31 protein-coding genes are annotated in these 21,256 nt (G+C 72.3%); 23 read left to right on the plus strand and 8 right to left on the minus strand.

The window, feature by feature from the left end:
• Positions 1-9 precede the first annotated feature (9 nt).
• From N5I75_RS13490 to N5I75_RS13500, 3 genes are all read left to right on the plus strand, one after another.
• Positions 10-153 carry a hypothetical protein gene (locus N5I75_RS13490; RefSeq protein WP_476677230.1) on the plus strand — a complete coding sequence of 48 codons (144 nt, stop codon included), beginning with the start codon at positions 10-12 and terminating at the stop codon, positions 151-153.
• A 125-nt stretch (positions 154-278) separates the two neighbouring features.
• Positions 279-464: a hypothetical protein gene (locus tag N5I75_RS13495; protein WP_476677231.1), complete on the plus strand. Its 186-nt coding sequence runs from the start codon at positions 279-281 to the stop codon at positions 462-464.
• A gap of 74 nt (positions 465-538) precedes the next feature.
• Positions 539-772 (plus strand): DUF5133 domain-containing protein, encoded by a 234-nt coding sequence (locus tag N5I75_RS13500; protein WP_476677233.1) that lies wholly within the window; start codon positions 539-541, stop codon positions 770-772.
• On the opposite strand, the gene N5I75_RS13505 is transcribed toward N5I75_RS13500, so the two are convergent.
• Complete coding sequence (locus N5I75_RS13505) at positions 758-1,174, minus strand: ATP-binding protein (RefSeq protein ID WP_476677235.1); 417 nt, start codon at positions 1,172-1,174, stop codon at positions 758-760. The two genes, N5I75_RS13500 and N5I75_RS13505, sit on opposite strands and share 15 nt — an antisense overlap.
• A gap of 248 nt (positions 1,175-1,422) precedes the next feature.
• On the opposite strand from N5I75_RS13505, the gene N5I75_RS13510 reads away from it, so the two are divergent.
• Positions 1,423-1,791, plus strand: coding sequence for an STAS domain-containing protein (locus N5I75_RS13510; protein ID WP_476677236.1), 369 nt, complete (start codon positions 1,423-1,425; stop codon positions 1,789-1,791).
• 28 nt (positions 1,792-1,819) lie between these two features.
• Positions 1,820-3,796, plus strand: coding sequence for an acyl-CoA dehydrogenase family protein (locus tag N5I75_RS13515; protein WP_476677238.1), 1,977 nt, complete (start codon positions 1,820-1,822; stop codon positions 3,794-3,796).
• A 7-nt stretch (positions 3,797-3,803) separates the two neighbouring features.
• Here the strand turns inward: N5I75_RS13515 and N5I75_RS13520 are convergent, their stop codons facing one another.
• From N5I75_RS13520 to N5I75_RS13540, 5 genes are all read right to left on the minus strand, one after another.
• Positions 3,804-4,193, minus strand: coding sequence for a VOC family protein (locus tag N5I75_RS13520; protein WP_476677240.1), 390 nt, complete (start codon positions 4,191-4,193; stop codon positions 3,804-3,806).
• A 5-nt stretch (positions 4,194-4,198) separates the two neighbouring features.
• Positions 4,199-5,119, minus strand: a complete 921-nt coding sequence (locus N5I75_RS13525) for a Rieske (2Fe-2S) protein (protein ID WP_476677242.1) — start codon at positions 5,117-5,119, stop codon at positions 4,199-4,201.
• Between the two features lie 160 nt (positions 5,120-5,279).
• The gene (dps, locus tag N5I75_RS13530; RefSeq protein WP_476677244.1) at positions 5,280-5,834 is read right to left on the minus strand and encodes a DNA starvation/stationary phase protection protein Dps; all 555 of its coding nucleotides are present in this window, start codon (positions 5,832-5,834) and stop codon (positions 5,280-5,282) included.
• A gap of 134 nt (positions 5,835-5,968) precedes the next feature.
• Positions 5,969-6,838 carry a SigB/SigF/SigG family RNA polymerase sigma factor gene (locus N5I75_RS13535; protein ID WP_476677246.1) on the minus strand — a complete coding sequence of 290 codons (870 nt, stop codon included), beginning with the start codon at positions 6,836-6,838 and terminating at the stop codon, positions 5,969-5,971.
• A 132-nt stretch (positions 6,839-6,970) separates the two neighbouring features.
• On the minus strand, positions 6,971-7,099 hold the full coding sequence (locus N5I75_RS13540) for an LPFR motif small protein (RefSeq protein WP_356490774.1): 129 nt from the start codon (positions 7,097-7,099) through the stop codon (positions 6,971-6,973).
• A 265-nt stretch (positions 7,100-7,364) separates the two neighbouring features.
• Between N5I75_RS13540 and N5I75_RS13545 the strand changes: the two genes are divergently transcribed.
• From N5I75_RS13545 to N5I75_RS13575, 7 genes are all read left to right on the plus strand, one after another.
• A complete protein-coding gene (locus N5I75_RS13545) occupies positions 7,365-8,357 on the plus strand; it encodes an SDR family NAD(P)-dependent oxidoreductase (RefSeq protein WP_476677250.1) in 993 nt (330 codons plus the stop codon).
• Positions 8,358-8,456: 99 nt separating this feature from the next.
• Positions 8,457-8,645 carry a hypothetical protein gene (locus N5I75_RS13550; protein ID WP_476677252.1) on the plus strand — a complete coding sequence of 63 codons (189 nt, stop codon included), beginning with the start codon at positions 8,457-8,459 and terminating at the stop codon, positions 8,643-8,645.
• Between the two features lie 133 nt (positions 8,646-8,778).
• Positions 8,779-9,042 (plus strand): DUF5133 domain-containing protein, encoded by a 264-nt coding sequence (locus N5I75_RS13555; protein ID WP_361078795.1) that lies wholly within the window; start codon positions 8,779-8,781, stop codon positions 9,040-9,042.
• A 93-nt stretch (positions 9,043-9,135) separates the two neighbouring features.
• Entirely contained in the window at positions 9,136-10,182 is a 1,047-nt protein-coding gene (locus N5I75_RS13560; RefSeq protein WP_476677254.1) for an acyl-CoA dehydrogenase family protein, read from the plus strand.
• Entirely contained in the window at positions 10,179-10,979 is an 801-nt protein-coding gene (locus N5I75_RS13565; RefSeq protein ID WP_476677256.1) for a PIG-L deacetylase family protein, read from the plus strand. Before N5I75_RS13560 ends, N5I75_RS13565 begins: the two co-directional genes overlap by 4 nt.
• The gene (locus tag N5I75_RS13570) at positions 10,976-11,593 is read left to right on the plus strand and encodes a class I SAM-dependent methyltransferase (RefSeq protein ID WP_476677258.1); all 618 of its coding nucleotides are present in this window, start codon (positions 10,976-10,978) and stop codon (positions 11,591-11,593) included. The genes N5I75_RS13565 and N5I75_RS13570 overlap by 4 nt, the downstream gene beginning before the upstream one ends.
• On the plus strand, positions 11,590-12,309 hold the full coding sequence (locus tag N5I75_RS13575) for a glycosyltransferase family 2 protein (RefSeq protein ID WP_476677259.1): 720 nt from the start codon (positions 11,590-11,592) through the stop codon (positions 12,307-12,309). The genes N5I75_RS13570 and N5I75_RS13575 overlap by 4 nt, the downstream gene beginning before the upstream one ends.
• A gap of 57 nt (positions 12,310-12,366) precedes the next feature.
• Here N5I75_RS13575 and N5I75_RS13580 read toward each other — a convergent pair whose 3' ends face one another.
• Entirely contained in the window at positions 12,367-13,533 is a 1,167-nt protein-coding gene (locus N5I75_RS13580; protein WP_476677261.1) for a PP2C family protein-serine/threonine phosphatase, read from the minus strand.
• Between the two features lie 149 nt (positions 13,534-13,682).
• On the opposite strand from N5I75_RS13580, the gene N5I75_RS13585 reads away from it, so the two are divergent.
• The 11 genes from N5I75_RS13585 to N5I75_RS13635 all read left to right on the plus strand — a co-directional run bounded on the left by N5I75_RS13585 (position 13,683) and on the right by N5I75_RS13635 (position 20,387).
• The gene (locus N5I75_RS13585) at positions 13,683-14,054 is read left to right on the plus strand and encodes a gas vesicle protein GvpO (protein ID WP_476677263.1); all 372 of its coding nucleotides are present in this window, start codon (positions 13,683-13,685) and stop codon (positions 14,052-14,054) included.
• A 39-nt stretch (positions 14,055-14,093) separates the two neighbouring features.
• Complete coding sequence (gvpJ, locus tag N5I75_RS13590) at positions 14,094-14,603, plus strand: gas vesicle protein GvpJ (protein ID WP_476677265.1); 510 nt, start codon at positions 14,094-14,096, stop codon at positions 14,601-14,603.
• Positions 14,600-15,403, plus strand: a complete 804-nt coding sequence (locus N5I75_RS13595) for a GvpL/GvpF family gas vesicle protein (protein WP_476677267.1) — start codon at positions 14,600-14,602, stop codon at positions 15,401-15,403. Before gvpJ ends, N5I75_RS13595 begins: the two co-directional genes overlap by 4 nt.
• Positions 15,404-15,405: 2 nt before the next feature.
• A complete protein-coding gene (locus tag N5I75_RS13600; RefSeq protein WP_476677269.1) occupies positions 15,406-15,663 on the plus strand; it encodes a gas vesicle protein GvpG in 258 nt (85 codons plus the stop codon).
• A gap of 6 nt (positions 15,664-15,669) precedes the next feature.
• Positions 15,670-16,998 (plus strand): histone protein, encoded by a 1,329-nt coding sequence (locus N5I75_RS13605; protein ID WP_476677271.1) that lies wholly within the window; start codon positions 15,670-15,672, stop codon positions 16,996-16,998.
• A gap of 6 nt (positions 16,999-17,004) precedes the next feature.
• Complete coding sequence (locus tag N5I75_RS13610) at positions 17,005-18,099, plus strand: SRPBCC family protein (RefSeq protein WP_476677273.1); 1,095 nt, start codon at positions 17,005-17,007, stop codon at positions 18,097-18,099.
• The gene (locus N5I75_RS13615) at positions 18,096-18,428 is read left to right on the plus strand and encodes a gas vesicle protein (protein WP_476677275.1); all 333 of its coding nucleotides are present in this window, start codon (positions 18,096-18,098) and stop codon (positions 18,426-18,428) included. Before N5I75_RS13610 ends, N5I75_RS13615 begins: the two co-directional genes overlap by 4 nt.
• A complete protein-coding gene (locus N5I75_RS13620; RefSeq protein ID WP_476677276.1) occupies positions 18,425-19,228 on the plus strand; it encodes a GvpL/GvpF family gas vesicle protein in 804 nt (267 codons plus the stop codon). The genes N5I75_RS13615 and N5I75_RS13620 overlap by 4 nt, the downstream gene beginning before the upstream one ends.
• A gap of 32 nt (positions 19,229-19,260) precedes the next feature.
• Entirely contained in the window at positions 19,261-19,488 is a 228-nt protein-coding gene (locus tag N5I75_RS13625) for a gas vesicle protein (protein WP_476677880.1), read from the plus strand.
• Positions 19,485-19,766, plus strand: coding sequence for a gas vesicle protein K (locus N5I75_RS13630; RefSeq protein WP_476677278.1), 282 nt, complete (start codon positions 19,485-19,487; stop codon positions 19,764-19,766). Before N5I75_RS13625 ends, N5I75_RS13630 begins: the two co-directional genes overlap by 4 nt.
• Before the next feature lie 135 nt (positions 19,767-19,901).
• Positions 19,902-20,387 (plus strand): Asp23/Gls24 family envelope stress response protein, encoded by a 486-nt coding sequence (locus N5I75_RS13635; RefSeq protein WP_476677280.1) that lies wholly within the window; start codon positions 19,902-19,904, stop codon positions 20,385-20,387.
• Between the two features lie 10 nt (positions 20,388-20,397).
• Here the strand turns inward: N5I75_RS13635 and N5I75_RS13640 are convergent, their stop codons facing one another.
• On the minus strand, positions 20,398-21,189 hold the full coding sequence (locus N5I75_RS13640) for a SigB/SigF/SigG family RNA polymerase sigma factor (RefSeq protein WP_476677282.1): 792 nt from the start codon (positions 21,187-21,189) through the stop codon (positions 20,398-20,400).
• Positions 21,190-21,256 lie beyond the last annotated feature (67 nt).

Genomic DNA, 21,256 nt, shown 5'->3' on the forward strand with positions numbered 1-21,256 from the left:
GGAGGCGTCATGGCCGGCATCCTGAACCGGATCAAGGAGTACAGCCGCACCCCGCAGGGGCAGCGGACCATCGCGTCGGCGCGGCGCGCGGCGGCCGACCCGCGCAAGCGGGAGCAGGCCCGGCGGCTGCTCGGCAAGCTGCGTCGCCGCTGACCCGGCGAACGTGATCAAAAAGTTGCGCTGCTCACAGGAGTGAGCGGCGTCGGCGGGCGGATCGGGGGCACTCGGGTGCCGCCGCACAGGGCGGCAGACCCCGAGCCGATTTGCGAGGAACGCAGATGACGACCCGTAGCCCGCACCGATCCCTCGTCGGCCGGACCGCCCTCGTACCCGCGCCGCCCGAGTTCGACGCGGACGCCGGGGCCGAGCTCGAAGCCGCCTGCTGCTCCGTCTGGTTCGTGTCGCGCAGCACGGAACACGAGGTCACCTGTGTGACGCAGGCCGCGCGAGTCGGCGCGGCCTGAACAGGCATGTCCGGGCGGATCGCGGGCAGTTGAAGTCCGTCGACCCCACCGGACAACAGAACAGGGAGCGTTTCGTGCTGAATCCCGATCCGATGTTCATCCGGACCCTTCTGAGCCGCTACGCCGATGTGCAGTTGCGCTTCTCGGAGCGTCCGACGCAGGAACTGCAGTGGCAGCTCGACGACGTCACCTACACGCTCTGCGTCAGCACCGGGACTCGGACGGTCCACGAGGCGCTCATGGCGGCGGACGCCGTTCTGGAGCGTGCGGCCGCGGCGCGCACCGGCGACGAGTCACAGGCGGCCTGAGCCACCGGGTGCAGCGGGCAGCCGCAGCTCGGCGGTGATCGTCTTGCCGGTCTCCCCCACGTCCACCGTGACCCGCGAGCTGAGCCGCTGCACCACCAGCCAGCCGAACCCGCCCGGTGTCCTGGCGGCCGAGGGTGTGCGCCGGGGCACCTGCACGCTGTGGTCGCTCACGCTCATCCAGAGGGCGTCACCGCGCAGGCCGGCCTCGAACGCCGTCGTGCCGCCCGCGTGCCGGATCGCGTTGGAGGTCAGCTCGGTGGCGACCAGGAGCGCGTCGTCGTGCAGCCGTCGCGCCCGCTCCAGCGGGAGGCCGCAGCAGACCTCGAGCAGGACCCAGCTGACCTCCGCCCGTGCCTGCGCACACGTCGTGCGCTCGGGGGCGGGTGTCCCGGGAGCACTCATCAAGACGTGGTCCTCTCTCTGTACACGTGCAAACAACGCACTGCGTCACTGTCTCGGTTCCACTGGCTTCCGCTCCATTCCGCTTGCCCAGCGCCGCTATCCGCACACCCGCGCGGTCGGGCCACTCCCACGGGTCGCGTTCACACCCGTGAAAACCCGTCCGACCTGGCACTTTCCGCAGGACACGGGTATCGAAGAACACAGCCGTCCCGTTCCTGAGAGGCCCGGGCATATGACAAGGTCGGGTCATGGTCAGTAACAGCGAGAGCATCGAACTCACCCTGCGGGAGCGGGTGGCCGTCGTCACGTTGCGCCATGACATCGACCTCGAGGACGTGGACGACGTCACCGAGGTCTTCCGGCGCGCGGGTACCGATCCCCTGACCGCGGCGACCCTGCTCGACCTGAGCGAGCTCGACTTCGCCGACAGCACCCTGCTCAACCTGATCCTGCGCGCGAAGGCCGACCACGACGAGGCGCACCGGCCCTTCGTCCCGGTGGTCGCCGAGGGCAGCGCCGTGGAGCGGCTTTTCGACATCACGGGCGTCGCCGACGTCCTCGGGTCGGCCGGCTCGTACGAGGAGGCGCTGCGGCGCATCAAGACGCTCACCGCTTGATCGTCCTACGGACGGGTAACAGAGCGGCATGTCCACCGAAATCGCCACTCCCCCGAGCGGCTACGTGCAGCCCTCCGTCGACGTCCGCGCCCTCACCGCACTCCTCGACGGCGAGTACGCCGAGATCCGCGATCTGGTCCGCGCCAACCTGGTGACGTACGCCTCCGTGCTCGACGAGGCCGAGACGCTCGACATCGACGCCTACCGCGAACGCGTCCGCGAGGTCGTCGTCGAGATGGCGGCCACGGGCCAGACCGGCATGGGTTTCCCGGCGGAGTACGGGGGCGGTGGCTCGATCGGTGCCTCGATCGCCGCGTTCGAGACGCTGGCGTTCGGCGATCTCTCGGTCCTGGTCAAGGTGGGGGTGCAGTTCGGCCTGTTCGGCGGCGCCCTCCTGCAGCTGGGCACGGAGCGCCACCACGACGCCTACCTGCCCGACCTGATCACCGGGAAGCTGATGGGCTGCTTCGCGATGACGGAGACCGGCCACGGCTCCAACGTCCAGGCGCTCGCCACCACCGCGACGTACGACCCCGCGACCCAGGAGTTCGTCCTGACCACCCCGGACGACGGGGCGCGCAAGGACTACATCGGCAACGCCGCCCGCCACGCCGAACTCGCGGTCGTCTTCGCCCAGCTGGAGGTGGCCGGCGAGGCCCACGGCGTGCACGCCTTCGTCGTCCCCGTCCGGGCCGGCGGCGAGCCCGCGCCCGGCGTCCGCATCGAGGACGACGGCCGCAAGATGGGCCTGAACGGCGTCGACAACGGCCGCATCCGGTTCGACGGCGTACGGGTGCCGCGCGAGGCCCTGCTCAACCGGTTCGCCGACGTCACGCCCGACGGCGTCTACGAGAGCAGCATCGAGAACCCGGGCCGCCGCTTCTTCACCATGCTGGGCACGCTCGTCCAGGGGCGGGTCAGCGTGGGCGGCGGCGCCATCAACGCGGCGAAGGTCGCGCTGGCCATCGCCGTGAAGTACGCCGAGCGGCGCCGCCAGTTCAAGGCCGCCTCCGGCGAGGAGGAGCAGGTCCTGCTCGACTACGGGCTGCACCAGCGCCGCCTGCTGCCGCTCCTCGCCCGCACCTACGCGCTGCACTTCGCGCAGGACGTCGTCCGCACGCAGCTGCACGACGTGTTCTCCGGCCGCACCGACGACGAGCGGAGCAGGCGGGAGCTGGAGTCGCGGGCGGCCGGGACCAAGGCGCTCGGCACCTGGCACGCGACCCGGACCATCCAGGAGTGCCGCGAGGCCTGCGGCGGCGCGGGGTACCTCGCCGTCAACCGGTTCGCCGCGCTCAAGGCCGACAGCGACATCTTCACGACGTTCGAGGGCGACAACCACGTCCTGCTCCAGCTCGTCGCCAAGGGCCTGCTCACCGGGTACGCGCACGAGTTCGGGGACATGGACCAGCGGGAGATGGTCCGCTACGTCACCGGCCTCGCCGTCGAGACGGTCATCGAGAAGACCTCGGCGCACAAGCTCCTCGAACGCGTACGTGACCTGCTCCCGGGCGGCGACCAGTGGGACCAGGAGGCGGGGCTGCTCGACTCGGAGTACCACCTCGCCATGCTGCGCTTCCGCGAGGAGCACATGCTCGCGGGCGCGGCCCGCCGCCTCAAGCGCGGCATGGCCGGCGAGGCGAGCCCCGGCACGGTCTTCTCCCAGGTGCAGGACCACGTCATCGCGGTGGCCCACGCCCACGTGGAGCGGCTGGTCCTGGAGGCGTTCGTGGAGAAGGTCTCCTCTCTCCCCGACGGCGGCAACAAGGTGGCGCTCGGCCTCCTGTGCGACCTCTTCGCCCTGACGACGATCGAGTCGGACCGGGCCTGGTTCATGGAGCACGGCCGCCTGACCGGCCAGCGCTCCAAGGCCATCACCCGCGAGATCAACGACCTGTGCCGCAAGCTCCGCCCCCTCGCCGCCGACCTGGTCGACGCGTGGGGCATCCCGCCGGAGATGCTCCGCGCACCGGATCTGGTGGGGAGCCAGGACGGGGCGAGCTAGTCCAGAGCTAGTCCAGGTAGTGCGCCCGGCCCTCCGCGTCCATCCCGACCGCCCCCTCCCCTTCCGGGATCAGGCAGAACTCGTTGCCCTCGGGGTCGGCCATCACCAGGAAGCCGGCCTCGTCGTACTCATGGAGGCGGCGGCCGCCCAGGGCCTCGATGCGGGACTGCTCCGCGACTGGGTCGGCGCAGGTCAGGTCGATGTGGAGGCGGTTCTTGCCCGGCTCGGGGGCGGCGCCTCGCTGGATGCCGACGCCCAGGCCGTCCTCGCGGCCCAGCCACACGTAGGGGCCGGTGCGGCCCACCACGGGCCGGCCGAGCACCTCGGACCAGAAGGCGGCGAGCCGCTCGGGGTCGGCGGCGTCGATGATCAGGCAGTCGATCGTCGGGCGGGCCACGGTGGTCAGCCCGCCCCGGGCAGGGAGACCGCGAGGACGCCGTCCTCCTCGATCCGCGTCTCGAAGCTCGGCTGCGGCGCGGTCGCGGGACCGCGCTCCGCCGCACCGTCGGAGAGGCGGAAGACGCTGCCGTGCCAGGGGCAGGTCACGCAGCCCTCGGCGACCTCCCCGTCGGACAGCGGGCCCGACAGGTGGCTGCAGCGGTCGGCGAGGACGTCGACCGTGCCGTCCTCGGCGCGCACCACGAGCAGCGGCACCTCGCCGAGCATCCAGCGCGCCGGTTTGCCGGGGGTGAGTTCGGCGACGGGGCGCAGGCGGTGCCAGCCCGGCTCGATCAGATGCGGCACCGGCTCCGCCTTGTTGGCGCCCGCTCCCTGCCGGTAGGCGAGGTGGCCGCCGATGAAGCCGCCGACGCCCGCGCAGGTCAGCCCGGCCAGGCCGAGCGCCCGGCCGCGCAGGGGGTGGCGTCCGCGGGCGAGGAACGAGGCCCCGTACAGCGTGACGGCGGTGGCGTTGGCGGCGGCGTGGATCAGCCCGGTGCGCATCTGCTGCTCGTGCTGCTCGGCCCAGTCCGCCCAGCCGGCCAGCGCGGCGGGCAGCGCCGCCACGGTGCCGAGGCCGACGAGGAGCCGGGCCGGGCGGCGGGCGCCGGGCACGTAGTCGAGGACGGCGGACGACAGCCAGGCGCCCATCGGCACCTGCACCATCAGCGGGTGGAGCGGATGGCCCATCGGGCGGCCGTGCAGCACGTCCCGGAGCCCGCCGAGCGGCAGCGCCCGTACGGCCTTCTGCACGGGCGTGACGACGCGGTCGAGCGACTCGGCGTTCTCGACCTTGTCGAGGGCGTCGAGAGCGGAGCGGAGCAGGCGCGGCACGCGCACGCTCAGGGGCACGGTCGGCGTCCGGGCGCCGGGGGCAGTGGTCATGGCTGGCGATTCTCCCGTCGGGTGCGCGTCAAACGTCGCAGGGCGTCGGCGGTGGGCGGCGGGTGTACCGCAACGGCCCACACACGAGGGAGGGCGTGACCGGTGACCGGTCACGCCCTCCCTTCGAGCAGGGCCCGCCGTGCGGGCGCCGCGTGCGGCGTCACGCCGACTTCGCGGCCTCCTTCTCGCTGGTGGCCCCAGCCGTGGTGAGCGTGCCGCCCGCCGTCTCCAGGTGCGCGCGCACGAACCACTGGAACTGCTCCAGGTCGCGCAGCTGCTCGATCAGCAGGTCCTCGGTGGCGGGGTCGATCTCCCCCACCGTCTTGATCGCCTTGCGCAGGTCCTCGACGAGGCCCGTGTAGACGAGGTCGAGGGCGCCGAGGTGGGCGATGGCGTCGGCGCGGCCGACGCTGTAGTCCTCCCACTTGCGGGCGGCGACGAGGGCGCCGGGCGTGCCCTGGGCGACGCCGCCGAGGGCGGCGAGGCGCTCGGCCACGTCGTCGGCCATGTCACGGACGCGGTCGACCTGCGGGTCGAGCATCTCGTGCACGGCGATGAAGTGCGGGCCGACCACGTTCCAGTGGACGTGCTTCAGCGTCAGGTGCAGGTCGTTCAGGCTGTGCAGCCGCTCCTGGAGCACCTCGATGACCGAGGCTGCGTCCTGCACCGTGATGCCAGGGACGGTGTAGCGGGGGGTGGTGGTCTTGGAAGTCAACGTCCAGCCTCCTGTCTCATACCAATTTGTGGTGTTTCGGTACCCCGTTTTACCGGGTTAACCCCACGATCTCGGCGAACCGCCCCCGGTCCGCTCACAGACCGGGGGCGAATGGGCCTGAACAGCCGGGGCCGTCAGTCGTTCGTCAGCAGGCCTGCGCGCAGCTTGGCGAGCACGCGCGAGATCAGCCGGGAGACGTGCATCTGGGAGTAGCCCAGGGCGTCCGCGATCTGCTGCTGGGTCTGCTCCTCGACGAAGCGCAGGTGGATGATCGTGCGCTCACGGTCGTCGAGGTCCGCGATCAGCGGTGCCAGCGAGTGGAAGTTCTCGACGAGCTCGAAGCGGTCCTCGTCGAAGCCGATGAAGTCGGCCAGCATCGTGTCGGACTCGTCGTCCTTGCCGCTCACGGCGGCGTCCAGGGACACGCTGTTGTAGCCGTTGGACGCCATCTGGGCCTGCGCGACCTCGGACGGCTCCAGCTGCATCAGCTCGGCCAGCTCCGCCGTGGAGGGGGAACGGCCGAGGCGCGTACGCAGCTCCTCGGTGGCCCGGGACAGTTCGAGCCGGGCCTCCTGGAGGCGGCGCGGCACGTGCACGGCCCACGAGGTGTCACGGAAGAATCGTTTGATCTCGCCGGTGATGTACGGCACCGCGAACGAGGTGAACTCCACCTCGCGGGTCAGCTCGAACCGGTCGATCGCCTTGATCAGGCCGATGGTGCCGACCTGGACGATGTCCTCCATCTCCTGCTGCCCGCGGTGGCGGAAACGCGAGGCCGCGTACCGCACGAGGGACAGGTTCATCTCGATGAGGCAGTTGCGCACATAGCTGTACTCGTGCGTGCCCTCCTCCAGCTCGGCGAGCCGGTCGAAGAACTTTCTGCCGACCTCACGCGCGTCCTTGGGCGCGAGCGACGCCGGGTCCGCATAGGCGCGTGCGACCAGTGCCTCCTCGGCCGCCGAGGCCGGTGCCAGGCTCTGGTCCTGCGCCGTCACGGTGATCATGTGTCCGCCCCTTCTCGTGTGTGTCGCCGGCCGCAGGTGCGGAACCGGCACACCTCTCTTCGCTGCACACGCATATTTCTACTCATGTGCCGGCGAATCCTTGCGGACCCCCGGAGGTGTCTGGTGGGTGTGTCAGTGGTTTCCGTGCGCACTGGCCGAGGCGCCGCCGAACAGACGCGCGACGGCCCGGAAGGGAAGCGTGACGACGGTGGCGATGGCGCCCCCGATCGAGCGCAGTACATCAGCGATGGCCTTGAACATGACGGTCCTCTCTCTCCCAGTGCCGGGCCCGGACGCCGCACAGGGAACCCGTGCCGTCCGGACGGTCACTGCACTGGGTGTCCTGACCGCGGCTTCTCAAACACGTGGGCCTCAGCGCACACGCACATTGCTTCCCGCACATACGGGCCCCGCGCACGATGCGGCCACCCGCGGCCGGACTTAGGGTGGCCCCAGATTGGTGGCCCGGCCATCGGGTACTGGGCGGCAGCGGCCCCATCCCCCTTGAAACCTGGGAGTGACCTCCATGCCCGCATCCCTGCACGGCCTGTCCGCCGTGGTCACCGGCGGCTCACGCGGCCTCGGCCTACTCATCGCCGACGAGCTGCTGCGGCGCGGCTGCACCGTCACGCTCGCGGCCCGCGACGCGGCCGAGCTGAAGCGCGCCGCCGAGCTGCTCCAGAAGCGGCGGCCCGGCGCCGCCGTGCGGACCACCGTGACCGACGTACGCGACCGGGAGAGCGTCGCCGACCTGTTCCGGGACGCGGCGGAGGCCTGCAGAGGCGTGGACGTGGCCGTCGCCAACGCGGGCATCATCCAGGTCGCCCCGGCGGAGGCCGTCGGCAAGGCCGGCTTCGACAACGCGATGAGCACCATCTTCGAGGGCGCCCTGCACACCAGCCTCGAAGCACTCCCCCACCTCCGCGAGAGCCGGGCGGGCGGCCGGCTCGCCCTGATCGGCTCGGTGGGCGGCCTGCTCGCCGTGCCGCACCTGCTGCCCTACTCCTGCGCGAAGGCGGCCGTCGGGGCGCTGGCCGAGGGGCTGCACGTGGAGGCCGCGCGGGACGGTGTCTCGGTGACCGCCGTGCACCCCGGTCTCATGCGTACGGGCTCCCACCTGCACGCCGTCTTCGGCGGTGACCGGCGGCGCGAGTTCGCCTGGTTCTCCGCCCTGGCGGGCACCCCGGTCGTCTCGATGGACGCGCGGCGCGCCGCCGACCGCATCGTCACGGCCGTCGAGCGGCGCCGCGTCCGTCTCGTGCTCACCCCGGCGGCGATCGCCGCCGACAAGGTGCACGGGCTCGCCCCGGCGCTCACCGCGCGGGTCAGCCACGTGGTCAGCTCGTTCCTGCCGTCGGCGGACGGCGAGCCCGAACTGCGCCCCGGGATCGACGTCGAGCCGCCTGCCCCGCGCACGTTCGGCGAGCGGCTGCGCGCCCTGGGCAGCGCCCTGAACGACCGGGCGGCGCGCGCGAACAACGAGCGGCACCGGACCGCGCAGGAACGGTTGCAGTCGTAACGCGCGAGCCGCCGCCGACCCACCGGCCGCACCCCGCACCTCTCCACAACCGACACACCTACCGGCACACGTATCGCCACGTCCTCCGAAGGAGCCACCATGACGCGCGACCGCGAGCAGCACGACACCACCCGCCCCGCCCAGACCGCGACGGACGAGGTCCTGAAGGAGTTCGAGAACGCGGAGACCGACCCGCTGCGGGACGACAAGGAGGCCCCGCGCCGCGGCGAGGGCGCCGACGCCACGTCGCCCAACGTCGACGCGCAGGAGGACGTGGAGGGCGAGTGACGGGCGGGCCCGGGGCACCCGCGCCCTGTGGCCCCTGTGCGCTCCCGTGCCTGCGTGAAGCACACGTGCATGAATTGTGCGTGAGGGGACACTCGGGGAACGAGTTGCTTTAACAAAAAGGAGCCTCTCGGAAATGATCACTCCGCACCCGCAGATCCTGCGTTCGCTGCTGTCCCGTTACGCGACGGCACGCGTCCAGCTGGTCGAGAACGACACCCTCGCGAACCGGCGCCTCCTCGAGGACGTCGCCTACACGCTGTGCGTCACCACCGGTACCCGCGAGATCGAGGACGCTCTCGCCACGGCCGAACGCTTCCTGACCGTCGAGCCGGCCGACGCCGCGGTCGCCGGTACGGCGGCCGGCCAGGAGCAGGCCGATCAGACGCTGGTCGCCTGAGCCCGGGCGACCGACGACGGGCCCGCAGGGCCCGGCCCGGCCGACCCCGCCTCCCTGATCAGCTTTTTCTGAGTGGCAAGGAACAGCACATCCATGACGGACAGCACGTTGACGCCCGCGACGGGCCACGTCGGCGGACCGGACGACGAAGTCCGGGACGGTGTCGCGCCGGACGAGGCGAGGCGGCAGAGCGCCGCCGGGTTCGCCTCGGTGGTCGACCTCCTCGACCGGGGAAAGCTGGAGTTCCCGCTCCCCGGTTCGGGGCGCACGGCCGAACGGCTCGCCGCCCTGCAGTCCGTCGCCGAGGACGATCTCTGTCTGGCGCGACTGGTCGAGGGGCACGTGGACGCCCTCGCCATCCTCTCCGAACTCGACGGCCCCACCCCCCGGCCCGGCCAGCGCTGGGGTGTGTGGGCCGCCGAGCCCCCCGGCACCACCCTCGAAGCCGTGCCCTCCGCGGACGGCTGGGTCCTCGACGGGCTCAAGCCGTACTGCTCGGGCGCGCGCAGCTGTACCCACGCGCTGGTCACGGCGCGGACCCCGGAAGGCCGGCGGCTCTTCGCCGTCACCGTCGACCCCGCGAGCTGCGTCCCCGTACCGGGCACGTGGCAGGCCGTGGGCATGGCGGGCAGTGACACGCCCGACGTCCGCTTCCACCAGGTGCCGGCCGTCGCCGTCGGGGACGTCGAGTCCTACGTGCGGCGGCCCGGCTTCGAGCACGGCGGGATCGGCGTCGCCGCCTGCTGGTACGGCGGCGCGGTCGCCGTCGCCCGCGCCCTGCGCGACGCCGCCGCCCGGCGGCCCGAACCGCACACCGACGCCCATCTCGGCGCCGTCGACGTCCAGTTGCACGCGGCGGGCGCGGTGCTGCGCCAGGCCGCGGCGGAGATCGACGCCGACCCCCTCGACAGCGGCGGCGGAGCCCGTCTGCGGACCATGCGGGTGCGCGCCTTCGTGGAGTCCGTCTGCGCCGACGTCCTGACCCGGGTCGGCCGGGCCACCGGCGCGGGCCCCCTCTGCCACGACCTGCGCCACGCGCGCGCCGTGGCCGATCTGACCGTCTACGTGCGCCAGCACCACGGCGAGCGCGACCTCGCGGCACTCGGCGCCGCCCTCGCGCGCCCCGAGGAGTCCGCGTGACACGCCCCGCGATATCCGACAACCCTGTCCACACGTCCGGCGGTCGGGAGGACGGGCCCGCGAACGCGATCCAGGCACCCGGCACCGACGAGGCGCACTGGCGCGCGTGGGACGGATGGGACGCGATGGAGCCCGCGCGCCTGCCGGAGAGCGGGCGCGTCGTGGTGGTGGCCGCCCACCCGGACGACGAGGTGCTCGGCTTCGGCGGCGCGATGGCCCTGCTCGCCGGGCGCGGCGTGCGGCTGACCGTCGTCTCCGTCACCGACGGCGAGGGCTCGCACCCCGGCAGCCGCGTCGTCACCCCCGACTCCCTGGCCCGGCTCCGCGCCGACGAACTGCGCGCCGCGCTGACCGAACTCGGCGCGGGACAGGCCGAGATCGTCCGCCTGCGCGTACCGGACACCGGCGTCGCCGACCACGAGGAACAGCTCGCCGGACACCTCGCCCGACTCCTGCGCGGCGCCGACATGGTCGTCGCGCCCTGGACCGGCGACGTGCACGGCGACCACGAGGCGGCGGGCCGCGCCGCCCGCACGGCCGCCCGGCGCACGGGCACGCCCTGCTCCCTGTACCCGGTCTGGATGTGGCACTGGGCCCGGCCGGACGACCCCCGGGTGCCGTGGCACTCCGCCCGCCGCATCGAACTGCCCGCACACGTACGGGAGTTGAAGCGGGCGGCGATCGACCGGTTCACCACCCAGATCCATCCGCTCGGACCGGGACCCGAGGACGCGGCGGTGCTGCCGCCCGAGGAGCTGGCCCACCATCTGCGCCCCACGGAGGTCCTGTTCCAGTGAGCACCCCGCCCTCGTACTTCGAGGAGATGTACCGCGGCGCGGCCGACCCCTGGCACCTCGCCGAGCGCTGGTACGAGCGGCGCAAGTACGACCTCACGCTCGCCGCGCTGCCCCGCCCGCGCTACCGCCGCGCCTTCGAACCGGCCTGTTCGGTCGGCGAGTTGACGGTACGGCTGGCCGGGCGCTGCGACACGCTTCTGGCCTGCGACCGGGTGCGCTCCGCGGTCGACACGGCGGCCCGCCGCACCGCGGAGCTGCCGCACGTCGAGGTCCGCCACCTCACGCTCCCCGCCCAGTGGCCCACCGGCACCTTCGACCTCGTCGTCCTGTCCGAGCTGCTCTACTACTTCGACCGCGCCGAACTCGACGTCGTGCTCCAGCGCGCCGTCGAGGCCCTCGAACCCGGCGGCACCCTCGTCACCGTCCACTGGAACCACCCGGTCGCCGAGCACCTCTACGCGGGCGACGAACTCGCCGGCATCCTCGGCGCGATCCCGGAGCTGGCGCTCGCCTCCGACCACCGCGAACCCGACTTCGTCCTGCAGACCTTCGGGCGCCGCGCGGCCGACGGCACACCGCCGCCCACCCCCGCCGCCGCGGAAGGCCTGGTGTGAGGCCGCGTGCCCTCGCCGTCCTCGTCCCCGCCCACAACGAGGAGGCGCTGCTCCCCGGCGCCCTGGACGCGATCCGCGCCGCCGCGCGCCACCCCGCGCTGCGGCGGGTGCGGGTGCTCACGGTCGTCACCGCGGACACCTGCTCGGACGGCACGGTCGCGGCGGCGCTCCGCGCGGGCGCCCAGACGGTGCGGATCGCGAGCGGCAACGTAGGGGTGGCGCGTGCGGTGGCCGCCGAACGCGCCCTGGAGATCCTGAACGGCCCGGCAGGCGTGTGGTTCGCCTCGACCGACGCGGACAGCGCCGTGCCGCCCCGCTGGCTCGCGTTCCAGTACGCGCGCGCCGTCGAGGGCTGGGACGCGGTCGTCGGCACCGTCGACGTCAAGAGGTGGCCGCAGCCCGTGCCCGGACTCGCGGCCCGGCACCAGCTGGAGTACACGGCGACCCGGCCTGCGCGCGGCCCCTGGCACCACCCGCACGTGCACGGCGCGAACCTCGGGGTCTCCGCCGACGCGTACACCGCCGTCGGCGGCTTTCCGCCCCTGCCGGTGAGCGAGGACCACGCCCTCGTCGACGCGCTCGACGCCACCGGGCACCGGGTGCTGCGCACCGCCGACTGCCCGGTCGCCACGTCGGGCCGCCTGACCCCGCGCGCCCGCGGCGGCTTCGGCGACCACCTCGCCGGGCTGGCCCTGGAGGACAGCGCGCCGCGCTGACGGCTACGGTCGCATGCGCGACTACGCACGCGACGACGGCTACGGCTACGGCTACGGCTACGGGCACCACTCGAACATGAGGATCGTCGCGTCGTCGCGCAGCCGCTCCTGGGCCTCCAGGAGCGAGTGGATGAGGCGGCGCAGCGTCTCCGCGGGCGGCTCGCCCGAGGCCGCCGCCCGGATGACGTAGTCGGCGAACTTGTCGAGACCGAGCTGGGTGCCGTCGCCCGCGCGCGCCTCGGTCACCCCGTCGGTGTACATGAGCACCCGGTCGCCCGGTTCGAGCGAGGTCTCGTGCACGTGGCGCGGTACGGACGCGAGGACTGCGGGGAGCCCCATCGGCGGCTCGGGGTCGCGGTCGAGGGCGTGCGCGACGAGGCGCCGGTCGCGGATGAGCAGCGGCGGCGGATGCCCGCAGTTGACCCAGGACAGCCGTCCGGTGGTGAGGTCGAGCCGGGCGAAGATCGAGGTGCAGAACTTGTCGGGGAGCCACCGGGACAGCGCGGCGTCGACCGAGGCGACGAGGTCGTGCAGATCGGCCCCGACGCGCCGGGCGTTGCGGGCGGCGGCGAGCGCGACCACCGCGACAAGGCCCGACGCCAGATCGTGGCCCACGGCGTCGAGGACGCCGACGTGCAGCGCGGTGTCGGTCAGATCGTGCTCGAAGGCGTCGCCGCCCAGTTCGTAGGCCGGTTCGAGGACCGCGGTGGACAGGGCGCGGGTGCAGCCGATCGTGCGCGGCGGCAGGTAGGCGCGGAGCATCTCCGCGGGCAGCGTCATGGCGTCGATGCGCGCCGTGCGGACGAAGGAGTCCTCGTAGGCCCGCTTCGACGTGATCATCAGCGCGCACAGCGCCGCGAGCGTCCTGCCGCGGCGCAGCGCCTCCGGGTCGAGCGCGGGCGCGGCCACCTCGAGGACGCCGAGCCGTTCCGCCCCGTCCACGAGGGGCAGCCACGCCACCATGCCGCCGTGGTGGTGCTCGTCCACGCGCAGCGACTGGGTGCGGTAGCTCCAGCCCGCGAGGGAGCCGTCGATCGGCAGGGCGGGCACCGTCGCGTTGAGCGGGGTGAGCCGGCGCTGCTGCAGGTCGGCCAGGTAGACCACCGCGTTGGCGAGCCCCAGCGCCCTGGCGCTGCCGGCCACGGAAGTCGCCAGATCCAGCGGCAGGTTGGCGGGGTCGGCGAGGAACTCGCCGAGGGCGCCGTCCGCCGACTCAGGGATCACGCCCCGCTCCTCTCCACCGCACCGCCGCGCGGGCGTCGCCGCCGCTCCTGGGGCATGTCAGTCTCACACTCTTCGGCACGGCCCGCCTGCGCGCACACACGTGTGACCCGAATGGCTGTACGCGCACACGTCTTGACACCTGTCTCCGTGTGGCTCTCCCGAGATGCGGCGCGCGTCACGGTGACAACACTGGTGGTCATGGCAGAGCAACGTTCAGCACGGGCCGCGGCCTCCTCGACGGCGACCCGCAAGAGAGCCGCGCCCGCGAAGGGCCCGCGCACGCCGCCCGCACGGCCTGCCGGACCCTCCAGGAGCTGATCGGCCACCGCACCGAGGGCGTCTCGGCGGTGCAGCGCTCCGACGACGGCGGCTGGTACGTGGTCGTGGACGTCCTCGAAGTGGCCCGCATCCCGGACACCACGAGCCTGCTCGCCTCCTACGAGGTGCTGCTCGACGCGGACGGCGAACTCCAGGAGTACCGCCGGGTCAGGCGGTACCGGCGGGGCGCCGCCGACGAGTGACACCCCTGCGCACGCCACCCCGTTGACGGAAGGACCCCGATGACGAGCACGACCTATGCCGACGAGACCGTCCCCTGCCCGCCGCGCGCCGGCACGCTCTACGACGTCCTGGAACTCATCCTCGACCGGGGCATGGTGATCGACGTCTTCGTGCGGGTCTCCCTGGTCGGGATCGAGATCCTCAAGGTCGACGCCCGCATAGTCGTGGCGAGTGTGGACACGTATCTCCGCTTCGCGGAGGCGTGCAACCGCCTCGACCTCGAACGCGACTCGGGCTCCACCACCGTCCCCGAACTCATCGGAGGCGGCGCCGCGAAGAAGATCGGCAAGCGCAAGGTACGCAACGCGGCCGAGTCCGTCGGCGACACGGTCCGCAAGGTGGTCGGCGGCGGCGACCACGACGACGACTCAGACGACACCGATGACACCGGTGACGACCACGAGGACCGTCCGAGAAAGCGCCGCTCCCCCACGCGTAGCGGTAGCGGTAGCGGTAGCGGCACCAGGTCCCGCACCGGCACGGCCCGACGACGCAGGGCGGAAGCATGACGAAGCGTGGCGGGATGAACGGCCGGGCCGAAACCACCGGGCAGGCCGACGCAGCCGCCCGTGTGGGTACGGATGACGCCGGTGGGTCCCTGTACGTCTATGCGGTCGTCCCCGCTGGGACTCCGCTGCCCGACGGGGCCGTCGGAGTGGGTGATCCGCCCGCCGCGCCCCGTACCCTTCGCTCGGGCGCGCTCGACGCCGTCGTCAGTGTCGCCCCCGCCCGGCTCCGCGCCCGGCGCCGTGACCTGATGGCCCACCAGAACCTGCTGACGGCGCTCGCCGAGACCGGCCCGGTCCTGCCCATGCGCTTCGGCGCCGTCGCCCCGGACGCGGACGCCCTCCGCGAACAGCTCGGCGCCGCCGAGGCCGAGCACCTGGCCACCCTCGAACGCCTCGCCGGCCACGTGGAGATCAACGTCAAGGCGCTGCCCGCCGACGACGCCCTCGCCGCGCTCGTCGCCGGTGAGCCGGCCGTACGACGGCTGCGCGACGCGGCCCGCCGACGCCCCGGCTACGAGGCCAACGTGCGCCTGGGCGAAGCCGTCGCCGCCGCCCTGGCCCGCCGCGCGGCCGACGCCGGACGGCAGGCGCTGCACGGCCTCGCCTCGATGGCCCGCGCGGTAACCACCGGCCCCGACGTACCCGGCTGCGCGCTCAACGTGTCGTTCCTCGTGGCCCGTGCGGACACCGAGCGGTTCCGCGCCGCCGCCGAACGGTTCGCCGCCGCCCACCGCGAGCACGTCGAACTCCGCCTCGCCGGACCGCTCCCCTGCTACAGCTTCGTCGGCACCGGGACCTGACGATGGGGCTGATCTCCGGGGTGCTGCTCCTCCCCCTCGCCCCGGCGCGCGGCGTCGTCTGGGTCGCCGAACGGCTCAGGGACGCCGCCGAGCGCGAACTGTACGACCCCGGGGTGATCCGCGCCCAGCTCGCCCTGCTCAACCAGGAGCTGGACGACGGGTTCATCTCCCTCTCCGAGTTCGAGAGGCGCGAGGAGCGGCTGCTCGACCGGCTGTACGCCGCCCAGACCCGTCCCTCCACGCCGACAAACAGAAGGTGACAACGCATGGACGACCAGAGCAAAGTGGCGCTCGCGACCGCCGTCGTGGGCGGGTACGTACTGGGCCGGACCAAGAAGGGCCGGCTGGCTCTGACCGTCGCGACCTACCTCGCGGGACGCCGGTTCGCCCTCGACCCCCGCCAACTGGCCGCCCAGGGCCTGCGCAAGCTGAGCGAGACGCCCCAGTTCGCGGAGCTCCAGGACCAGCTCAGGGGCGAGGTCCTCGGCGCGGGCCGCCAGGCCCTGACCGCCGCCGCGAACCGCGGCATGAACTCCCTCGCGGACGCGATCGGCGACCGGACGGCCCGGCTGACCGGAGCGTCGGGGCCCGAGGACGCCGAAGACGACGAGAACGCCGAGGACGACGACTACGAGGACTCGGACGACTACGACGAGGACGGGGACGAGGGGTACGGCCGGCGGGCCGACTCCGACGAGGACGAAGACGAGTACGACGAGGACAGCGAGGACAGCGAGGACAGCGAGGACGAGGACCAGGACGAAGACGACTTCGACGAGGCCGAGGACGCGTACGACGACGAGGACGGCCCCCGAGGGGAGGACGACGAGGAGGAGCCGGAGGACGAAGGCGAAGACGAAGGCGAAGACGACGACCAGGACGAGGAGGAGGACGAGGAGGACGAGGACGAGCCCGAGGAGGCCGCCCCCGCTCCGCGCCCCCGCCACAAGAGGCCCCCCACCGGCCCCGCCAAGCGCACCGGAACGTCCCACCGCGACGCCCCCTCGAAGCGCACGCCCTCCGCGCCCAGGAAGTCCCCCGCGAAGAGGCCCGCCCGCGCCGAGAGGTCGGCGAAGAAGGCCGCCCCGGCGAAGAAGACAGGATCGGCGAGGAAGTCGGCGCCCGCCAAGAAGTCGGCGCCCGCGAAAAAGTCGGCCCCGGCTAAGAAATCACCGCCAGCCAAAAAGGCGCCACCAGCCAAGAAGGCACCACCGGCGAAGAAGTCGGCCCCAGCCGAGAAGTCCGCCCCGGCGAAGAAAGCCGCCACGAAGAAGTCCCCGCCGGCCAAGAAGTCGGCCCCCGCCAGGAAGACCGCCCCGGCGAAGAAGTCGGCCCCCGCGAAGAAGTCCCCGCCCGACAAATCCGCGGCCAAGAAGACCAGCCCCACGAAAAAGTCCGCACCGGCCAAAAAGTCCACACCGGCGAAGAAGTCGGCCCCGGCCAGCAAGACCGCCGCCAACAAAACCGCGGCCAAGAAGTCCGCCCCGGCGAAGAAATCGGCCCCGGCGAAGAAGTCGGCCACCAAGAAATCCGCCGCGAAGAAGTCGGCGTCAGCCACCCGCGCACCCTCCAAGCGCGCCGATCGGCGGAGGTAACCCGTCATGGCACAGAACGACAGGGACGAGTCCGGCGCGAACGAGGAGCCGGGGCTCGGACGGCTCAAGGACGAGCTGACGAAGTTCGCCGGTGCGCAGGTCCAGCACCTGACCGAGAAGGCGGGCGACAAACTCAGCGGTCTGACCGACAAGTTGAGCGACGCGGCCGACAACCCGGGCTCGCTGACCTCCATCGGCTCCCGTGTCCTCCAGGGCGAATCGCCGGTCAAGGCGTTCGTCTCGGACAAGGCGAAGGGCGCCAAGGACGCGGTCGTGGACAAGGCGAAACAGGCCTTCGGAGGCGGCGGGGGCGGGGGCGGGGGCGGCGGCCGCAAGTCCGGCGACTCCAAGTCCATGAACATCATCGAGGTCCTGGACGTGGGCGTGCCGCTGCGCACCGCCTACAACGCCTGGACGGAGTACGACCAGTTCAGCGACTTCACCAAGGGCGTCCGCTCCGTCTCGAAGAGCGACGAGACGGAGAGCGACTGGAAGGTCAAGATCGGCCCCTCCTCGCGCAGCTTCAAGGCCACGGTGCAGGAGCAGATCCCGGACGACCGGATCGTCTGGACCTCCGAGGGCGCGAAGGGCAGCACGCGCGGCGCGGTCAGCTTCCACGAACTGGCTCCGACGCTGACGCGGATCGTCCTGGTCGTCGAGTACTACCCGTCCGGCTTCTTCGAGAAGACGGGCAACCTGTGGCGTGCCCAGGGCCGTCGTATGCGCCTGGACTTCAAGCACTTCCAGCGCTACGTCACGCTCACCGAGGAGGAGCCGGAGGGCTGGCGCGGCGAGATCCGGGACGGCGAGGTCGTCCTCTCCCACGAGGACGCCGTCGAACAGGAAGAACAGGAAGAGCAGGACCAGGACCAGGAGAACGACGACAACCAGGACGACGACGAGGGCTACGAGGACGAGCCCGAAGAGGACGAAGAGAACGAGAACGAGGACGAGGACGACCAGGCCGAGAACGACGAAGACGACGAAGACGACGAGGTGGACGAAGACGACGAGGACGAGGACGGCGACCAGGACGACGACGAATGGGAGGACCCGCCCAAGCGCCCGAGCCGCAAGCGCCGGACAGGAGCCTCCAGGTGACCGACCTCGACCACCGGCACGACATGTCCCCGGTGCCCGGCCCCCCGAGCACCAACCTCGCCGACATCCTGGAGCGCGTGCTCGACAAGGGCATCGTCATCGCCGGGGACATCAAGATCGACCTCCTCGACATCGAGCTGCTCACCATCCGGCTCCGCCTCTTCGTCGCCTCCGTCGACACCGCGAAGAAGGCGGGCATCGACTGGTGGGAGACGGACCCGGCGCTGAGCTCACGCGCGGCCCGCGACGCGTTGCAGGACGAGAACCGTGAACTGCGCGCGCGGCTGGAGGCACTGGAGGACAGAGAAGAGGAGCACACCCGCACATGACCGGCCCCACACCCGCCGACGCCACCTACGTCTTCGCCGTGTGCCGCCCCACCAGAGCCGTCCGCACGGCCGACCACTCCGCCCTCGCGGGCATGCCCGGCGGCGGTCCGGTGCGGCTGCTGACGTCCGGCGCGCTGACGGCCGTGGTCCAGTCGGTGCCGGCCGCCGACTTCACCGACGAGGTGTGGCAGGTACGCCTCTCCGACCGCGCGGAGCTGGAACGGTACGCGCGGGCCCACCACGAGGTGGTCTCCGCGGTGGCCGCGCACGGCGCGACGGTGCCGTTGCCGCTCGCCACGCTCTACACCGACGACGAGCGGGCCCGCGCCGTCCTCGACGACGAGGGCGCGCGGTTCCATCGGGCGCTGAAGCGCGTGGCCCACCACACGGAGTGGGGTGTGAAGGTGTTCAGGCCCGCGCCGTCACCGGAGCAGCGGGCCCCGGCCGGTGTCGCGGCCGCCCCCTCCGGTCCCCCGGTGCCCGGCGCCGGTCTCGCCTACCTGCGGCGCAAGCGTGGTCTGCACGAGCGGCGGGAGCGCGGCAGGGAGGAGGCGCTGGAGGTCGCGGAGTCGGTCGACGCGGAGCTGCGTTCGCTCGCGGCCGCGTCCCGCAGGCTCCGTACGCACGGTGCGGAGCTGGTGGGCGAGCGGCGCGTGCACGTACTCAACGCCACGTACCTCGTCGCGGAGGACCGGGCGGACGAACTCCGGCGCAGGGTCGGGCAGTTGCGGGAGCGGACCGGCGCGCAGATCGAACTGTCGGGGCCCTGGGTCCCGTACTCCTTCGTCGGCGAGGTGTGAACAGCATGGACAGCGTGAACAGCGTCAGCGGCATGGAACGAGCCGTGGTTCCGTGGGACACCCCCGAGCCGTTGAGCGGTCCCATCGGAGTACCTCTTGTCGACCTGCTCGACCGGGTCCTCGCGACCGGCGTCGTCGTCAGCGGGGACCTCGTCATCGCCATCGCGGACGTGCCGCTCGTACGGCTCTCGCTGCACGCGCTGCTGTCGTCGGTGAGCGAGCGCGTCCCGGCGCCGTGGGCGGACGGGGGCCCGCTGTGACGGACGGCGCGCGGGTCGACCTCGACTCCGAGAAGGTGGGCCGGGACCTCGTGGCGCTGGTGCTCACCGTGGTCGAGCTGTTGCGGCAGTTGATGGAACGGCAGGCCATCCGCCGCGTCGAGCAGGGCGATCTCAGCGACGAGAAGGCCGACGAGATCGGTACGACGCTGATGCTGCTCGACCAGCGTATGGGGGAGCTGTGCGAGCAGCACGGGCTGCGCCCGGAGGACCTGAACCTGGACCTGGGGCCACTCGGCTCCCTCCTCCCCCGCGACTGACCGACCCGCGACCGACCGGCCCCCGCGACTGAGCGTCACTCGAATGGCAGCCTGCGCCACCTGGGCGCACAGTGAGGAAGGGGATCTCACGGGCGGGCTCCTCCGTCCGTGCCGGCGACTCACTGTGAGGCGGCCATGTCCGACATCGGAACCGGAACCCCCAGCGCGACGACAGCGGGCGCGCATCGTAAGAGCGGTCAGAGCAGCGGCACGCGCGGGACGACGACCATCGCCGACAGTGTGGTGGCCACCATCGCCGGGATAGCGATCCGGGAGACGGAGGGTGTCCGCTCCGTCGGCAAGGGCGCGTCCAAGGCACTGGGTGCGGTCTCGAACCGGATGCCCGGCTCCTCCTCGTCCCCCGGCCGTTCGGTCAAGGCGGAGGTGGACGAGGAGGAGGTGTCGATCTCGGTGGACGTCGAGGTCGAGTACGGCATGCCGATCCACGAACTGGCGAAGGACATCCGAAGCCGTGCCGTCGAGGCGGTCGAGACGATGACCGGGCTCGATGTGACCGAGATCGACATCAACGTCTTCGACGTGCATGTACCGGACGACGACGATGGCGACGACGACGCTGGCAGTGGGGGCGGCAGCGGCGCCGGTGCACGTCTGCGCTGATGCCGGGCGGTCAGGCGGCCGCCTGGCCGCTCGCGTGGGCGCGGACCTGGGCGCAGCTGCGGTTGATGAGCCGGGAGACGTGCATCTGGGAGATGCCGACCCTCTCGGCTATGCCCGCCTGGGTCATGTCCTCGAAGTAGCGCAGGTAGAGGATGGTGCGTTCGCGTTCGGGCAGGGCCCGCAGACCCTCCTTGGCGGCCTCGCGGTCGGTGATGACGTCGAAGCGGCTCTCCGTGTGGCCCAGGGTGTCGGCGAGGCTGAGTCCGTCGCCGTCGCCCGCGGCTCCGGTGGCCTCGGCGTCGAGCGAGAGGGAGCGGTAGCTCTCCAGGGCCTCCATGCCGTCGCGGACCTCGTCGAGGGTGAGGCCGGCCTGTGCGGCGATCTCCTCCATGCCCGCTTCACCGGCGTGGCCCGGTTGGTCCATGACCTCGCGGCGTGCGACGCGGACCTTGTTGCGCAGGTCCTGGACGCGGCGCGGGACGCGGACGTCCCAGGTGTGGTCGCGGAAGTGGCGGCGCAGTTCGCCGGTGATGGTGGGGACCGCGTAGGACTCGAAGGCGCCGCGGCCTGGCTCGTAGCGGTCGACGGCCTTGACCAGCCCCATGGCGGCGACCTGCTTGAGGTCGTCCATGTTCTCGCCCCGGTTGCGGAACTTCATGGCGAGCCGGTGCGCCATGGGCAGCCACGCCTCCACCAACTCCTGGAGGAGGAGGTCGCGTTCGGGTCCGTCGGGAGCGGTGGCGAGGCGGTGGAAGGCCTCGGCGGTCTCGGGCGCGTCATCGTGCGGGCGGCATACGGCCATGTGGATGTCCTCCTATCGCTGCTTCCGGCTCAAGTGACCGTGAGGAGCAGCGGGTGGGACCGGCATC

It is taken from the genome of Streptomyces sp. R818 (assembly GCF_056172735.1).

Excerpts from the sequence above, each read along its gene's own strand:
- N5I75_RS13490 (WP_476677230.1), top strand. The coding sequence starts at position 10 with ATGGCCGGCATCCTGAACCGGATCAAGGAGTACAGCCGCACCCCGCAG.
- N5I75_RS13495 (WP_476677231.1), top strand. The coding sequence starts at position 279 with ATGACGACCCGTAGCCCGCACCGATCCCTCGTCGGCCGGACCGCCCTC.
- N5I75_RS13505 (WP_476677235.1), bottom strand. The coding sequence starts at position 1,174 with ATGAGTGCTCCCGGGACACCCGCCCCCGAGCGCACGACGTGTGCGCAG.
- N5I75_RS13510 (WP_476677236.1), top strand. The coding sequence starts at position 1,423 with ATGGTCAGTAACAGCGAGAGCATCGAACTCACCCTGCGGGAGCGGGTG.
- N5I75_RS13515 (WP_476677238.1), top strand. The coding sequence starts at position 1,820 with ATGTCCACCGAAATCGCCACTCCCCCGAGCGGCTACGTGCAGCCCTCC.
- N5I75_RS13525 (WP_476677242.1), bottom strand. The coding sequence starts at position 5,119 with ATGACCACTGCCCCCGGCGCCCGGACGCCGACCGTGCCCCTGAGCGTG.
- N5I75_RS13535 (WP_476677246.1), bottom strand. The coding sequence starts at position 6,838 with ATGATCACCGTGACGGCGCAGGACCAGAGCCTGGCACCGGCCTCGGCG.
- N5I75_RS13540 (WP_356490774.1), bottom strand. The coding sequence starts at position 7,099 with ATGTTCAAGGCCATCGCTGATGTACTGCGCTCGATCGGGGGCGCCATC.
- N5I75_RS13545 (WP_476677250.1), top strand. The coding sequence starts at position 7,365 with ATGCCCGCATCCCTGCACGGCCTGTCCGCCGTGGTCACCGGCGGCTCA.
- N5I75_RS13550 (WP_476677252.1), top strand. The coding sequence starts at position 8,457 with ATGACGCGCGACCGCGAGCAGCACGACACCACCCGCCCCGCCCAGACC.
- N5I75_RS13555 (WP_361078795.1), top strand. The coding sequence starts at position 8,779 with ATGATCACTCCGCACCCGCAGATCCTGCGTTCGCTGCTGTCCCGTTAC.
- N5I75_RS13560 (WP_476677254.1), top strand. The coding sequence starts at position 9,136 with ATGACGGACAGCACGTTGACGCCCGCGACGGGCCACGTCGGCGGACCG.
- gvpJ (WP_476677265.1), top strand. The coding sequence starts at position 14,094 with ATGACGAGCACGACCTATGCCGACGAGACCGTCCCCTGCCCGCCGCGC.
- N5I75_RS13595 (WP_476677267.1), top strand. The coding sequence starts at position 14,600 with ATGACGAAGCGTGGCGGGATGAACGGCCGGGCCGAAACCACCGGGCAG.
- N5I75_RS13600 (WP_476677269.1), top strand. The coding sequence starts at position 15,406 with ATGGGGCTGATCTCCGGGGTGCTGCTCCTCCCCCTCGCCCCGGCGCGC.
- N5I75_RS13605 (WP_476677271.1), top strand. The coding sequence starts at position 15,670 with ATGGACGACCAGAGCAAAGTGGCGCTCGCGACCGCCGTCGTGGGCGGG.
- N5I75_RS13610 (WP_476677273.1), top strand. The coding sequence starts at position 17,005 with ATGGCACAGAACGACAGGGACGAGTCCGGCGCGAACGAGGAGCCGGGG.
- N5I75_RS13620 (WP_476677276.1), top strand. The coding sequence starts at position 18,425 with ATGACCGGCCCCACACCCGCCGACGCCACCTACGTCTTCGCCGTGTGC.
- N5I75_RS13625 (WP_476677880.1), top strand. The coding sequence starts at position 19,261 with ATGGAACGAGCCGTGGTTCCGTGGGACACCCCCGAGCCGTTGAGCGGT.
- N5I75_RS13635 (WP_476677280.1), top strand. The coding sequence starts at position 19,902 with ATGTCCGACATCGGAACCGGAACCCCCAGCGCGACGACAGCGGGCGCG.
- N5I75_RS13640 (WP_476677282.1), bottom strand. The coding sequence starts at position 21,189 with ATGGCCGTATGCCGCCCGCACGATGACGCGCCCGAGACCGCCGAGGCC.